11 protein-coding genes and 1 tRNA gene are annotated in these 14,703 nt (G+C 62.8%); 6 read left to right on the forward strand and 6 right to left on the reverse strand.

The genetic code is table 11. The annotated features are described in order from the left end of the window. The first annotated feature begins 79 nt into the window (after nucleotides 1–79). The gene (locus tag KHP16_RS04870) at nucleotides 80–1,330 is read left to right on the forward strand and encodes an aspartate kinase (RefSeq protein WP_109581537.1); all 1,251 of its coding nucleotides are present in this window, start codon (nucleotides 80–82) and stop codon (nucleotides 1,328–1,330) included. Nucleotides 1,331–1,463: 133 nt separating this feature from the next. Further along, nucleotides 1,464–1,557 (forward strand) — tRNA-Ser (locus tag KHP16_RS04875). A gap of 79 nt (nucleotides 1,558–1,636) precedes the next feature. Here KHP16_RS04875 and KHP16_RS04880 read toward each other — a convergent pair. Next, complete coding sequence (locus tag KHP16_RS04880) at nucleotides 1,637–2,824, reverse strand: thiolase family protein (protein WP_211959659.1); 1,188 nt, start codon at nucleotides 2,822–2,824, stop codon at nucleotides 1,637–1,639. A gap of 183 nt (nucleotides 2,825–3,007) precedes the next feature. On the opposite strand from KHP16_RS04880, the gene KHP16_RS04885 reads away from it, so the two are divergent. Beyond that, on the forward strand, nucleotides 3,008–4,660 hold the full coding sequence (locus KHP16_RS04885) for a beta-propeller fold lactonase family protein (RefSeq protein WP_211959660.1): 1,653 nt from the start codon (nucleotides 3,008–3,010) through the stop codon (nucleotides 4,658–4,660). A gap of 55 nt (nucleotides 4,661–4,715) precedes the next feature. On the opposite strand, the gene KHP16_RS04890 is transcribed toward KHP16_RS04885, so the two are convergent. Continuing rightward, nucleotides 4,716–6,176, reverse strand: coding sequence for an amidase family protein (locus KHP16_RS04890; protein ID WP_211959661.1), 1,461 nt, complete (start codon nucleotides 6,174–6,176; stop codon nucleotides 4,716–4,718). 202 nt (nucleotides 6,177–6,378) lie between these two features. Here KHP16_RS04890 and KHP16_RS04895 point away from each other — a divergent pair, with 202 nt between their 5' ends. Further along, nucleotides 6,379–7,767, forward strand: coding sequence for a carbohydrate porin (locus KHP16_RS04895; RefSeq protein WP_211959662.1), 1,389 nt, complete (start codon nucleotides 6,379–6,381; stop codon nucleotides 7,765–7,767). Nucleotides 7,768–7,773: 6 nt separating this feature from the next. Here KHP16_RS04895 and KHP16_RS04900 read toward each other — a convergent pair whose 3' ends face one another. From KHP16_RS04900 to KHP16_RS04910, 3 genes are read right to left on the reverse strand one after another with little or no spacing between them, the layout of a single operon-like run. Then, complete coding sequence (locus tag KHP16_RS04900) at nucleotides 7,774–9,378, reverse strand: sodium:solute symporter family transporter (protein WP_211959663.1); 1,605 nt, start codon at nucleotides 9,376–9,378, stop codon at nucleotides 7,774–7,776. Next, nucleotides 9,375–9,620: a DUF485 domain-containing protein gene (locus tag KHP16_RS04905; RefSeq protein WP_121491107.1), complete on the reverse strand. Its 246-nt coding sequence runs from the start codon at nucleotides 9,618–9,620 to the stop codon at nucleotides 9,375–9,377. Before KHP16_RS04905 ends, KHP16_RS04900 begins: the two co-directional genes overlap by 4 nt. A gap of 53 nt (nucleotides 9,621–9,673) precedes the next feature. Continuing rightward, a complete protein-coding gene (locus tag KHP16_RS04910) occupies nucleotides 9,674–10,696 on the reverse strand; it encodes an NAD(P)H-dependent flavin oxidoreductase (RefSeq protein WP_211959664.1) in 1,023 nt (340 codons plus the stop codon). A 266-nt stretch (nucleotides 10,697–10,962) separates the two neighbouring features. Here KHP16_RS04910 and KHP16_RS04915 point away from each other — a divergent pair, with 266 nt between their 5' ends. Next, a complete protein-coding gene (locus tag KHP16_RS04915; RefSeq protein WP_109581529.1) occupies nucleotides 10,963–11,877 on the forward strand; it encodes a LysR family transcriptional regulator in 915 nt (304 codons plus the stop codon). Between the two features lie 215 nt (nucleotides 11,878–12,092). Continuing rightward, nucleotides 12,093–13,871 carry a hypothetical protein gene (locus KHP16_RS04920; protein ID WP_211959665.1) on the forward strand — a complete coding sequence of 593 codons (1,779 nt, stop codon included), beginning with the start codon at nucleotides 12,093–12,095 and terminating at the stop codon, nucleotides 13,869–13,871. A gap of 19 nt (nucleotides 13,872–13,890) precedes the next feature. On the opposite strand, the gene KHP16_RS04925 is transcribed toward KHP16_RS04920, so the two are convergent. After that, complete coding sequence (locus KHP16_RS04925; RefSeq protein WP_244214407.1) at nucleotides 13,891–14,682, reverse strand: TetR/AcrR family transcriptional regulator; 792 nt, start codon at nucleotides 14,680–14,682, stop codon at nucleotides 13,891–13,893. Nucleotides 14,683–14,703: the final 21 nt, after the last annotated feature.

Raw genomic sequence — 14,703 nt, forward strand, 5'->3', positions numbered from 1 at the left:
AGGCCTGCGTAGCCTTGCCGGACCGTCGCGGTTCGTGTATTTTCAAGGGCTTTGCACAATCGCTGGCGTCGACAAGAGAATGGCTCTCATCGTTCACAAATACGGCGGCACTTCGATGGGTTCCACGGAACGCATCAAGAATGTCGCCAAGCGCGTGGCCAAGTGGCACCGCGCCGGTCACCGCGTAGTCGTGGTGCCTTCGGCCATGTCGGGCGAGACCAATCGCCTGCTGGGCCTCGCCAAGGAAATCTCGGCGCAACCCGACCCGCGTGAACTGGACATGCTGGCATCGACCGGCGAGCAGGCCAGCGTGGCCCTGCTCGCGATCGCGCTGCATGGCGAGGGCATCGACGCCGTCAGCTACACGGGCTGGCAGGTTCCGGTGAAGACGGATTCGGCCTATACCAAGGCACGTATCCAGTCGATCGACGACGAGCGCATCCGCGGCGACGTGGACGCTGGCAAGGTGGTCGTGATCACCGGTTTCCAGGGCATCGACGAAGAGGGCAACATCACGACGCTGGGTCGTGGCGGCTCGGATACGTCCGCCGTGGCGATCGCCGCCGCGATCAAGGCTGACGAATGCCTGATCTATACCGACGTGGACGGCGTGTACACGACCGATCCGCGCGTGGTCGAGGACGCGCGCCGGCTGGACCAGATCACCTTCGAGGAAATGCTGGAAATGGCCAGCCTCGGTTCCAAGGTGCTGCAGATCCGCTCGGTGGAGTTCGCCGGCAAGTACCGCGTGAAGACGCGCGTGCTGTCGTCGCTGACCGACCCCCTGATGCCGCTCGAGCAGGAAATGCATTCGGGCACGCTGATTACTTTTGAGGAAGAGTCTGACATGGAAGCAGCCGTCATCTCCGGCATCGCATTTGCCCGTGACGAGGCCAAGATCACTGTCCTGGGCGTGCCGGACAAGCCGGGTATCGCCTACCAGATCCTGGGCCCGATCGCCGACGCGAACATCGACGTCGACATGATCATCCAGAACCAGTCCGTGGACGGCAAGACCGACTTCACGTTCACCGTGCCGCGCGGCGACTACCAGCGTGCGCTGACGATCCTCAACGACGGCGTGAAGGCGCACATCGGCGCTGGCAGCGTGTCGGGCGACCCGAAGGTGTCGAAGGTCTCCGTGGTGGGCGTGGGCATGCGCTCGCACGTGGGCATCGCCAGCAAGATGTTCCGCACGCTGTCGGAAGAGGGCATCAACATCCAGATGATCTCCACGTCGGAAATCAAGATCTCGGTGCTGATCGACGAGAAGTACATGGAGCTCGCCGTGCGCGCGCTGCACAAGGTGTTCGAACTCGATCAGGCGTGATCGATTTCGCTGGAATTCTTCTGGCGAGCGAAAGAATGTTGGGCAATGTCATCGATTCGTCGTTGACCAATTGAAAGTCACTCGCTAGAATACGCGCTTCGTTGTGTGGACTCCCTCGCACAACGCAAGTTTGGGAGACGTGGCCGAGAGGTCGAAGGCACTCCCCTGCTAAGGGAGCATCCGGGCCAAAACCTGGATCGAGGGTTCGAATCCCTCCGTCTCCGCCACTACATCTGTATTGGCGGCGAACCCCGGAAGATCGCGGTCTTCCGGGGTTTTGTTTTTTGGGCTTCCGTCTTTTTTGGATCAGCCGGCGACTGTCTCCAGCGCCAGCGCAATGCCCTGTCCGCCCCCGATGCAAAGCGTAACGATCCCGCGGCGGATGCCGTCGTCCGCCATCGCGTGGAGCAGACGAGTCGTCAGGACCGCGCCTGTCGCGCCAATCGGATGGCCATGCGCGATGGCGCCGCCGTCGACGTTGATGATGTCGTGCGGAATGCCGAGTTCGGCGGCAACCGCCAGCGGTACGGCGGCGAAGGCTTCGTTGATTTCGAAACGTTCCACGTCGGACAGCGACCAGTTCGCGCGTGCAAGGGCTTGCCGGACTGCGGGAACCGGGCCGAGACCAAACAGGCCGGGCTCCACCGCGCCCACGCCATAAGCCACCAGCCTTGCCATCGGAACAAGTCCATTCGCCTCGGCATACTTCCTGTCCGCAACGATCACTGCGGCGGCGCCGCTGTTTAGTCCCGGCGCATTGCCCGCGGTGATCGTGCCGTCGGGGCGGAACGCCGGGCGCAGTTTCGTCAGCACATCCAGCGTGGTGTCCGGGCGATTGGCTTCATCCTCCGCGAACGCGACGGGCTTCTTGTCGCGCGTTTGCACGGCAACGATCTGACGTGTGAACCGGCCCGCGGCTTTGGCGGCGGCGAAGCGCTGCTGGGAACGGAGCGCCCACGCATCCTGGCTCTCGCGCGTCAGTTCGTACCGGGATGCCAGATCTTCGGTATGCCAGCCGGAAGCTTGTCCCGAGAAGGCATCGTTCAAGCCGTCATGGAGCATGCTGTCGTGCATCACGGCGTCGCCCATGCGGCTACCCCAGCGGCCGGACGGCAGAAGGTAGGGGGCGCGGTCCATGTTCTCCATGCCGCCCGCGATCGCTACGGGGAAATAGCCCAGACGGATTTCATCGGCCGCCGAAGCGATTGCCTGCGCGCCCGAGCCGCACACCCGATTCACGGTCAGCGCCGGAACCTGGACGGGTACGCCGGCGTTGACCGCGGCCTGACGCGCGGGGTTCATTCGGTTGCCAGCCTGCACCACGTTTCCCATGGTGACGCTTCCGAATGCCGCGGGGTCCAGACCCGAACGACGTATGGCCTCGGCGATCACGGTGGCGCCGAGGTCGGTTGCGGGTACGGTGGATAGCGCGCCGTGAAAGGCGCCGATGGCCGTACGGACAGGATGGCAGAGCACTACTTCTGGTATCGACATGTCAGGTTTCCTTTCTCATCAACATCGAATAGGGCGGTCTTTTCATTACGATAATAATCTATTTGATGAGCATGGATATTGCGGCGCGCCGGGCGCTTGTTTTCAGGGTGCCAAAGGTGACCCCGCCGGATGTTACGATCACGACCTAACGAGTCAGAGAGCTCATCAGGGTAGGGGTCGAACATGCTCAAGTGTTTCGGGAAACGTGCGCACGCGCGCCGGGATGCCGGCTGGCGTTCCATCATTGCGGTCGCGGCCGTTGCCGCGTCGCTGTCCGGATGTGGATCCGATGGCGACAGTCAATCGAATGCCTCCAATGGGGCGGGTTCATCCGGCGCTCCGCCGTCCCCTACCATTACTATTCGCGCGAAGGTCTCCGGGCTGACGGGGCAGGGGCTCGTCCTGGAGAGCCGTTTTGGCGAGACGCTGGCGGTGGCGGCCGATGGGGAATTCGCCTTCAGTCAGCGGATTGCCGACGGCACATCGCCGTCGGTGACCGTCAGGACGCAGCCGAGTTCGCCCAATCAGCGGTGCACCGTAGAGAATGGGAATAGGGTGGGGGCAAACGGTGTGGCGGCCGTGTCGGTGGTGTGTTCGACCACCAGCGTCAACGTGCGCGGCACCGTGAGCGGTCTCGCGGGTTCCGGGCTGGTCTTGCAGAACAATGCGGGGGACGATCTGACCGTCAGTGGTAACGGCGCGTTCGTCTTCTCTGTGCCCGTGGCACGTGGTGCGCAATACAGCGTTACTGTCCGCAGGCAGCCGGTTTTTCCGAATCAACAGTGCGCAATCGCGGCCGATACGGGCATTGCCGCGGACACGGATGTCACCAACGTATCCGTCCAGTGCACGACACAGTCGTCCCGGTTTGCTTACGTCGGTAACTACAGTTCGTCCAGTGTCACCGCCTTCTCGCTGGATTCGGTGTCCGGGATGCTGACGTCGATGGGTACGGTCGCCACGCCGTTCGCGACGCCGCTGTCGGCCAGTGCTGACCGCCAACGCATGCGGTTGTTCGTTGGCAACGGGACTGGCGGCGGACTTGCGGTCTTCGCGGTCGATCCCAATACCGGGGCGCTCGCGCTGACGCCGGGGTCGCCGTATTCGACCGGATCGTCGGTGCAGGCCGTGGCCGTGCATCCGGCCGGCACATCGGTCTACGCGTTGAGCCTGTCAGGGAGTATCACCGCGTTTTCGATCGATGCCGCGACCGGCGCCCTGGCTCCCATTGCCGGTTCGCCTTATGCGTCAGGTGTTGCAACACGCTCGATGGTGCTGGATGTCGCGGGCAGGCGCGCGTTCGTGGCAGACTCCGCGAACGCGATCTATGTGTACGACATCGGCGCAAGCGGCGCGCTCACACCGGCGGCGGGCTCTCCGTACCCGGTCGCCGGGGCGTACAGCGTGGCCGTGAACCAGGCAGGGACCGTCCTGTATGTCACGCAGACAGGCGCGGACGCTGTGGGGGTTTATGCGATCGAAGGTAGCACCGGTGCATTGACGCTGACTTCGCAGGCGCCCGCTGGATCCGGACCGCGAGGCATCGTGCTGCATAGCTCGGGACGGTATCTGTATGTGGTCAATCAGAGCGCGAACACCGTCACCAGCTATACGATCGATGCCGCGACCGGCGCCCTGACGCCAGTCTCCACCGTTCCCGCGGGTACCCAGCCCATCAACGTCGCCCTTGATGCGAGCGGGCAGTTCCTGTACGTCACGAATTCGACGTCCGAAGACGTTTCCATATACCGCATCGATCCGGCCACGGGTGCCGCCGTCGCGATCGGCGGTGCACCGCCCGCTGCAGTGAATGCGTTTGCGATTTCGATATTCTGATCGCTGCCCGTTATTGGGCAGCGCGCATTAGTCATCGCGCATGAGTCGTCGCGAATTAGCCAGCGCGCGTCAGTTCTTTCACGATGCGCTGGCCTACAACTTTTTCGATGGCCGCCGCGGCTTCCAGAACCGCCCGGTCATCGCCGGGCATGGCGAACACCGTGACGCCGAAAGGTTCTCCGTTCGCATCCGCGCCTGCCGGAAGGGCGATGACGGGTGCGCCGGCCTTGCCGGTGCATTTCGCCGCCGCTGCCATGGGCGCTAGCAGCACGTCTGCCCTGGCCGATTGCAATGCCGCGGCGATTCCGGCATCGACGCTCAGGGCGATGTCTCGGCGGCGATCGGCCACGTAGCCGGCCGACGCCAGGCCCTCCGTCGCGTTTGCCGCCTCAAGCAGCGACTGTCCGTATGGAATTGCGTCGGGGTGCGCCCGATTCCATTCGATAAGCGCCGCCATCGACGACAGCCCGCACGGTTCGAGGGTCGACAGAAGGTTGTTCAGGCTCTCCTTGAACTCCGCGCGGAAAACGCAGGAGCGCACTTCGTGTAGCGGTTCCGCGCTGGGAAGATCGCACGGGTCCACGATCACCGCCCCGGCGTCCCTCAATGCGTCGATCGTACGTGTAAATACTGCCTCGCGGCAGTCGTTCATGACATTGTCGGCGACATACCGGCGGGGAATGCCGATGCGCAAACCACGGATCGAGCGTTCCCCGGCATGGCCTTCAGGCAACCGCGCCAGGGTCGCGGTGTCATGGGCGTCCGGGCCCGCGATCGCCGCGAAAACGAGCGCCGCGTCTTCCACCGTCAGGGTTAGCGGACCGGGAGAGTCCTGGCTCGGCACGTGCGGGACGATGCCATGACGGCTGACTGTGCCGACCGACGGCTTGAATCCGACGATGGACGTATGAACCGCTGGCGCCTGGATCGAGTTTTGCGTCTCCGTGCCGATCGCGAACGCACAGAAGCCCGCGCCGACTGATGCGGCGGATCCGACGCTGGATCCGAGGCCGCGGCCGTAGCGCAAGCCAAGCGGATGCCTGACGACGCCGCCCGCGCCGCTGAACTCGGCGGGCATTGTGTCGGCGACAAAGTCGGCGAACTCGGTAAGGTTTGTCTTGCCGAGAAGGACGGCGCCGGCATCCCGCAAGCGTGAAACGATCGTGGCTTCATACGGAGGATTGAAACTTGCCAATGCCCGCGATCCGGCTGAGGCGCAGCTGCCGTCCAAGGTGAAGACGTTGTCCTTGATCAGATACGGGACGCCGTGCAACGGCCCACGATGCTGGCCTGCCGCGATTTCGGCGTCGGCGCGGCGGGCTTCGTCAAGCGCCAGTGAGGAGAGGCTGCGGACGCAGTTGAGTCCGCTCGCGCCGCCGTTATAGGCGTCGATGCGCGCCAGGTACCACTGGGTGACCTCGACAGCCGTGATGTGCCTCGCGGCAATCGCCGCGCCGATCGACTTTGCAGTAGCGGAGCCAATGCATGCGCCGATATCGAATACGTTGTTTTCCATGGGAGAGACTCGGGCGCTCTGGTCCATCGCATCAGGTTCGCGAGAGCGTAGCGGAGCAGCGGGTCCGTCACCATCGGCACATCGTGTTACCCGGATACGGCACATGCCGTATAGCAGGGGCCCTGCGGCTGCTGGAGTCAGGGCAGTTCGACAAGAGGGCTTAGTAGAGGGCTCAGTAGAGGGCTCAGTCGCCGGAGCAAACATGCCTCGAATCGTTCATGGGACGGCCGCGCTGGCGCTTGTGCTCTGCCTCGGTGTGAGCGTGCCGGAGCAGGCGGCGGCGGCCGATGAAGATCCGACGGCCAGCCTCGAGGAGGTGGCCGCCGCGAGTGGTAGCGAGATATCGAGGCCGGAGGAAACGGTATCGGTCCACGGGCAATCGACCTATGTCTGGCAGTACAAGCCAGCGTTTTCCGCCGCGTATTCGGGGCCTAAAAGTCTCGTGCCTTCGGCGGAGCACGGCTATTCGTGGTCGGCAACCATCAGTGTGGGTCTGCGCCTCTGGCAGGGCGCCTCCGTGTTTCTGGATCCGGAGCTGATTCAGGGCGTTGCCTTTTCCGACTCGCAGGGTTTGGGTGGGTTGGCCAACGCGGAGCTGGCCAAGGCCGCCATTGCGCATCCTACGATCTATCGGGCACGGCTGTTCCTCAGGCAAGAGATTGCGCTTGGCAACGAGACCGAGTCCGTCGACTCGAACTTCCATCAGCTTGCGGGTCTGCAGAGCAAGCGTCGCATCGTCGTGACCGCGGGCAACCTTTCCGTGCTGGACGTGTTCAATAGTCTCGAGTACGCGCACGATCCTCGCAGCGAATATCTCAACACGGCGTTTGCGTCGCATGCGTCGTTCGACTTTCCCGCCGACGCGCGCGGTTACACGTGGGGTGCGGCCGTGGAATACATCGATGGCGATTGGGCGGTCCGCGTCGGGCGGTTTCTGCAACCGCTGGAGCCGAACGGGCTTCAGCTCGATACCCGCGTGCTCGAGCACTACGGCGATATGCTGGAACTGGAGCATGGCTACACGTTGCTCGACAACGCGGGAAAGGCCCGCTTGCTGGTATGGCGCAACCACGCGCATATGGGCGCGTTCAACGACGCGCTGGCGCTGGCCGATCGCACTGGCGGCGCGCCCGATGTTGGTCAGGTACGGCGCGAACATGCAAAAGTCGGCGCCGGTGTCAGCCTGGAGCAGAAGATCGGCAAATCGCTGGGCGTGTATGCGCGGGGCGACTGGGCCGACGACAAGACCGAAAGCTACGCATTCACGGAAGTTGGGCGCAGTGCATCGGCTGGGGCCATCCTGAAGGGCGGCGCGTGGGGTCGGGCCATGGACAGCGTCGGCGTCGCCGTGGCCATCAACGGACTGTCGACGGCGCACCAGCAATACCTCGCGCGCGGCGGCCTGGGCGGATTCCTTGGCGATGGCGCGTTGCGCTATGGACCCGAACAGATATGCGAGGTGTTCTACAGCCTGGCGGTGGAGCGGCATCTGTTCGTCAGCCCGGACTTCCAGTACATCAGGCACCCGGGCTACAACCGCGATCGCGGTCCGGCGCGATTCTATGGCGTCCGGGTCCACGCGCAATTCTGATCGACGTCATGTCTTGGCGGAGGAGAACTCCCCCTGTATCGCGGGCGCGGGGCGTGTCATTAGGCTGCCTGCGATGCAGAGAAGGAACGCCAGCGGTACGGTGACGAGCGCCGGTGGATCCAGCGTAACGAGAGGCACCGGATTGCCAAGCACCTTGACCCAGACGGACGGACCGAGAATAGTCAGGATGAGGGAAACCGCAATGCCGGCGCCGCCGCCAAGGATCGCGCCAAATGCCGTGAGCTTCCTCCAGTAGATGGCCAGCAGGAGGACCGGGAATGTTGACGAGCAGGCAATCGAGAAGGCAAGGCTGATCATGTAGGCGACGTTCTGCCCTTTGAATGCGATGCCCAGCGCGACCGCGAAAGCGCCAAGGATGACCGTTGCGATACGCACGATCCGAAACTCTTCTCGCTCGGTAGCCGCACGCCGCCGGAAGATGGCGCCATAAATGTCGTGACTGATGGCTGAGGCCCCGGACAATGTCAGCCCTGCCACCACTGCAAGGATGGTGGCAAACGCCACGGCCGCAACGATGCCATACATGACGTCCCCACCGAGAATGCGGGACAGGTGCAGCGCCGCGGTGTTGCCTCCGCCGATAAGCGCGCCCTTGGCATCCAGATACGTCTTGTCCGAACGCACCAGCGAGAGCGCGCCGAAGCCGATGATGAAGATGAGCGCGTAAAAACCATTCATGAAGATGGATGCCCACAGCACCGAAGTGCGCGCGGCCCTGGCGTCGCGTACGGTGAAGAAGCGCATCAGGACGTGCGGCAGGCCTGCGGTACCGAACATCACGGCGAGGCCCAGCGAGAAGGCCGACCACGGATCCTTCGCCATGGTCGCCGTCCCGACGATGGCACTCGCTCTGGGGTGCACGTCCACGGCGTTCGAGAGCAACGACGAAAAGCTGAAGTCGAACCTCGCCATGACCGTGACCGAGATGGCGCAGCCGACACAGAGCATGAGCACCGCCTTGACGATCTGCACCCACGTGGTGGCGAGCATGCCGCCAAAGGCTACGTACAGGATCATCAGGACGCCGACGAGCATGATGGCGGCACTGTACTCGATGCCGAAGAGAAGCTGCACAAGTTGCCCGGCGCCCACCATCTGCGCGATGAGGTAGAACGACACGATGGTGAGCGAGGCGCAGGCGGAGAACACACGTATGCCGTTGCCGCCGAGCTTCGCGCAGACGACGTCCGTGAAGGTGTACTTACCGAGTTTTCGGAGTTTTCCGGCCATCAGGAACACAACCACGGGAAGGCCCGTCGTGTAGCCGATGGCGTAGAACAGGCCATCGAACCCGCTACTGAAGACCAGTGCTGACAAGCCAAGAAACGCGCCGGCCGACAACGCGTCGCCGGTTATGGCGAGTCCATTCTGGAAGCCGGAGATATTGCCGCCTGCCGCGTAGAAATCCTTGGCGGACGAGGTTCGCCGCGCGGCCCACCAGGTGATGAGCAACGTGGCCAGAATCACGATGCCAAAGAACGACAGGGCGATGGGGCTCGTGGAGGGTGCGCGGGCCGATTGCGCGGATGCTCCGGCGCTGATCAGCCCGAGGGACACGAAAACGGAGGCGACAAGGGCGTGAGCTTTCATTTGGCACCCTCTGCACGGTTCGTGACGGCGACGTACACGATGGTCAGAATGACGCCGAGCGCGATGACGCCCAACCCCATGGCGAACGACATAGGGATGCCATGTGTCAGGGTCTGGCCCTTGATGAACGCCGGCGCGAAGCAGCATGCCGCGACGAAGGACATATAGGTCAGAACCTGAAGGACTGTGAGTGCCATCCCGAGGGCGACGTTCTCGCCCTCTTGCGTGGGAATTCGATTCATTCGAGCCTCGTATGCAGTATGTGTAGCGGAAGCAAGCGGTCAGTGCCCGCCTTTCAGGAGGTGAGCGCGGCACCCGTGGACCGCTCAGTGACGGGGCCCTCCAACAGCGATGCCACGTTGCGTGAGTGAAGCAAACGTTCGGCCTGCCCGGCGACGCGCTGGACGACGGACGCGGCGGGCGGCAGGTCGGCAACGAGGCCGATCGCCTGCCCGACGGTCACGTTCGCGCAGTCGTAGTCTCCGGACTCGTACGCGCTCTCCACGCGCACCTTCTCCTCGCTCCAGACTGCCTTCAGCGCGTCCTCCCTGCCGTGCCATTTGCGAATGAAGTCGTTGACCATCAGTCGGCCGGTGTACTCCTCCGGCCACTGGCGGCCTCTCGCGATGTCGAATACGGACGTGCGCACCGTTTGTCCGCCTTTGGCCCGCACGACCAGATCCTTCGCCTTCTGATGGATCAGCGCTTCCTGAGTGGCCCAGAAGCGCGTGCCCATCAGCACGCCGTCGGCCCCAAGCATCAGCGCCGCGGCCAGGCCGCGCCCATCGGCAATGCCACCCGCGCTCAGCAGCAGCGTCACGGGCGATGTCGCGGCGAGATAGTCGGCGACTTCCGGCGTGAAGGTCATCGTCGTCTGACGATCGAAACCGTGCCCACCGGCCTCGGTTCCCTGTGCAACGATGACAGTGGCGCCGCAATCCACAGCGCGCTGCACATGATCGAGCGTCTGCACCTGACAAATCAGCGGGATGCCGGCGTCGGTGATCTTCCTGGCGAAGGGTTCGGGGTCAGAGAACGAGAGCATCAACGCGCGCGGCCGACGTTCGATCGCCTTCTCGAGGAGCGATACGTCCCTCCCCATGGACCACGTAATGAATCCGCAGCCGATGGCCGCATCGCCGGCAAGGTCGAACTCCTTCTGCAACGTCTCATGGCTACCGTAACCGCCACCGAGAAGGCCCAGCGCACCCGCGTTGGATACCGCGGCGGCAAGGCGTCCGCCTGACGCCGGATCCATGGGTGCGAGGGCGATGGGGTACTTGAGATCGAATCGCCTGGTGAATCGGGTACTTAGCATGGGAGCATCTCCTGTGATTGGAACTGGAGACGATCCTATGGAGAAAAAGCAATCAGGAGAAATGATTTGGAGAGATCGAACCTATCGCCAGAATGGATGGTCGATAAGTGTGCGAATGTCGTGCAGATGACGCACCATAAACGTCCATCGGCGCACTGGAGTGCGGCGCGCGGTGCCAGAATCCACCGGCACGATTCGTGCAACGTTCTGATTTGGGTATGGCGCATTGGGGCGGTAATCCAACGGAGAAATCGGATGGACGTAAGATGGACGTAACGGACCTGGCGACTTTCGCCGCTGTCGCGCGATGTGAAGGTATCACCCGCGCCGCGAAGGAACTGCACACTGTTCAGTCCAACGTGACGAACCGGATCAAAGCGTTGGAAGATGAGGTGGGTGTCCAGCTCTTCGAGCGCCACAGCCGCGGCGTAGCGCTCACGAGCGCTGGCGAGCGGCTCCTCCCTTACGCGGCACGGGCGGCCGCATTGCTTCAGGAAGCGATGGCGACCGTACGCGAGGACGGTCAGCCCAGAGGGACCCTGACGCTCGGCACGATGGAGACGACGGTGGCGGTGCGGCTGCCACCGGTGCTTGCCGCCTTTGGCTCGCGGTGCCCCGACGTGCAGTTGGTGGTGCGCACCGGCCCGACCGCGGACCTGATGGAGAAGGTGCTCGTCGGCGAAGTCGATGGCGCTTTTGTCGCGGGTCCGATCGACCATCCCGAGTTGCGGGTGGACCGCGCGTTTGAAGAAGAACTGGTCCTGGTAACGTCCCGCCGCTGGCCGGACTTGTCCACGCTGCGCAGCGATCCGAATCCCATCACGGCATTGTTGTTCCGGACTGGTTGTTCTTATCGCCAACGGCTCGAACAACTGCTGGCCCAATTGGGAAAGCCCTCATTCAAACGCCTCGAATTCGGGTCGCTCGACGGCATCCTGGGATGCATCGCGGCGGACGTCGGCATTTCGCTCCTGCCGCGCGAAGTGGTGGATCGATACGCGGCGCAATCCGCTTTCTTCACGCATCAGGTCGATGCCAGCGTGGCGAGGGCTCCAACGTATTTCATCCGTCGCAAGGAAGCGTTCGAGACGTCGGCGATGACGGCGTTTCTGGACTGTATGACTCGAAACACCGGCGAGAGTCGGGACCCTTACGCCATGACGCATCGCGAGGCGGCATAGCGACTGGCCCTGTGCTCAGTCGCTCCGACGTGAGGTGCAAAAAAGAAAGCACGCCAGGCGGCGTGCTTTCCGAAGAAGTCGGGGAAGGGAGCAGCATGGCGGGACACCGCCCAGCCCCATACGTCCCACCCCGGTAGTAACTTTGCCGCTGATCAAAAGCGGGCTTGGCGCTCGCACGTACTATACGTGGCCTGCTATCCGTCAGTCAACAGGCCATGAAGCACGATGCCCGCATCAACCGTTTGCCCCTCACGAGGGAGCAGAGATATTTCGCCGCGTGCTGGTTCAACATGGTTCACGCGCACTCCCTGGACTCGCATCGCGTAAGGGTCATGCATGGGCTCAATATCATCGAGGAGTTCCTTCGGCTGTGTAGCATTTCACATGGCAAGGACGATCGCCTGCCTGTAGGCAGAGAGGCGGTCGTCATCCTGAAGCAGGATGCAGTACTGCAGCGAGGCAGACTGCATGTGCCGGCCACGAAGCTGCTCAAGTTGCTGGAGCCGTCGATATTGAACAAGGAGTCGCTTGAATCCCAGCGCCTCTTGCTGGATTCCTATTCGCGGGAGTTTGTCGATGCGCTGCAGGAGCATTATCTGCCTGAGCTACTCAGGTATCTCAAGATGGCGCTCCTCGATCCGGACGGGCGTCCGGAAGCTGAACGATTCGCGGAGATTCATTCACTGACTGGCAGTCTGCTTAGCCGGCTGTTAGCCGATGGCCAAAGTCTCGAGGGTCTCTTCCAGCTATACCGGCAGACGTTGGTGAAAGACAATGGCCCGGAGCCGTACTTGTTCGCGGAACGATTCGATATGCTGGTTGACATCATCTCATCGCCGGTCGTGAAATGGGACGTATGCTTTGCGGTGGATGGGATTACCGATGTCGAGGCGTTCCCGACGTGCATCGGGGATATTGTCTTCTCCAAGGCGCTTCCGCCGGGAGCCGAGGTCCCGAGAAAGTTGCAAGCTCATGGGCATCGTCGATATGCCTCGGGGGTGGCGTGTGCTGCTGCGGCGCGGTCCGCGGGGACGCTGCTTCACGACCGCATCAATCGGGTGCTGGACCTTGTGCGATTCGAGTACGACCAGGCCAACATTCAGATCTCCGACGAGTTCGTAATCAGGCGCGCTGACGAGGGCGGTCGATGGCGTGTTCTCCCAATTCCCAAAGTGGTGCCGAATCCCCGCGCGACGATGACTAGCGAGGAACTTTCCGCATTCACCGAAGGCGTCGATAGGCTTGTCACAGGCGACCGCTTCTCCGAAGAAGGGCGCGATCGTGTGCTTTCCGCCTTTCGGCTGTACCGGGTGGGCGCGGACAATCGCAGCTTCGAGAACAAGCTGGTCAACTGGTGGACCGGGCTGGAGTATCTGGCCAAGGGGGCGTCGTCTGGCGGCTCAATTGCAGTTGTCGTCGAGAACAGCGTGATTCCATTGCTGTTGGGCGCTTCGTTGCATAGCAAACTGGATGCCTGCCGCTCCATCCTGATCGAGCATTCTGTTGATCTGCTCGATGCGGGCACTCGGGCGCCTATCGATCTGAAACCGCTTCCCAGCACAAAACTCGCCGCTCTCTTCTGCGATCCGGGCCACACTGCGCGCATTGCAGAGGGGCTAGTGGAACAGCCACTCGTAGCGGCGTGGGCCGAGCAGTTGTTGGGCAACCTCAGAGATCCAGACGCGTTGCATGGCATGATGACAAAATCGGAACAACGGCTGCGCTGGCATTTGCAACGTCTCTACCGTGCGCGTTGCGATATCGTACACAGCGCCTGCAGATTCGTGAACGTGTCGTTGCTATGCGCAAATCTTGAGGCGTATCTCAAAGCGGTTCTTAGTGCGATCCTCGCTGGCTTTAGCCGTATCGCTACGCTTGTGACACCGCAGGAGTTCTTCATCCGATCCGAACACGAATACCGGGAGGCGATGCGGGCCTTGAAAGCGGGGGATACCACGGTGATGTTCGAGTGGATCGATCCGGTCAAGCTATAGCTCTGGCGGAGACGAGAGATCACCGTTTGCGGCTTCGCCGCGGTTGAGTGCCCTCGGTCTCCGCGATCATTTCCCGGATGCCGGCCGCGGCGAAGCGTACGAGGCCGGAGTAATGGGACGTTGATTTAGGAGTGCGCGCTGAAGCGCCGAGGCGCTCGGCGCGGCCGTTTAGTGCGTGGGCCTGCTGCCTGGCGCCGACGGAGAAGAGGTAGGCCCAGACGGCATTCTCGCGCGAGATGGCGGGCAGTACGGTCTGGATCGCGTCGATGAAGCGCTCGGCGATGGGGTCGTAGTACTGCTCGCGCAGCCGTCGCGAACGTTCGTCGCTGCCGAGGCTGATGGCCGCGACCATTTGCACATACAGCGCGAGATTTTCGGCGTCCTCTCCGCGAAAGATTTCGGACAGCGGGGTGAACGCGATCGTCAGTACATCTTCGACGGTGGCCGGGGTGGTGCCGGCAAACAGCGCGTCGAGCAATTCCCCGCGATGCTGGTTAATGGCCGCGGAGCGTCGTTCGAAGACGGCTTCGTACAGACGGTCCTTGGACGCGTAGTGATAGTGGAGCAGCGCCTGCGCCACGCCCGCGTCTTCCGCGATCTGGCGCATGCTCGCTCCCGCGTAGCCATGTGTGCCGAAGACACGCTCGGCGGCGTTGAGAATCGCGGCGATCCGCGACCCGCCCTGGGGCCGGTTGTCTTCCTCACGCGCTTCGTCGGCGGCCGAGGGCTTTCGTGCACGGGTGGTTTTCATGGTCTGTCGGGCGTGGCTATTTGGTTGATCAGTCAGTACTGGGATGGAAGGATAGCGCACGTCGCGGTTCTAAAAAAGCGT

Origin of the sequence: Cupriavidus plantarum (genome assembly GCF_905397285.1) — a bacterium.
GTDB classification, from domain to species: Bacteria; Pseudomonadota; Gammaproteobacteria; order Burkholderiales; family Burkholderiaceae; genus Cupriavidus; species Cupriavidus plantarum.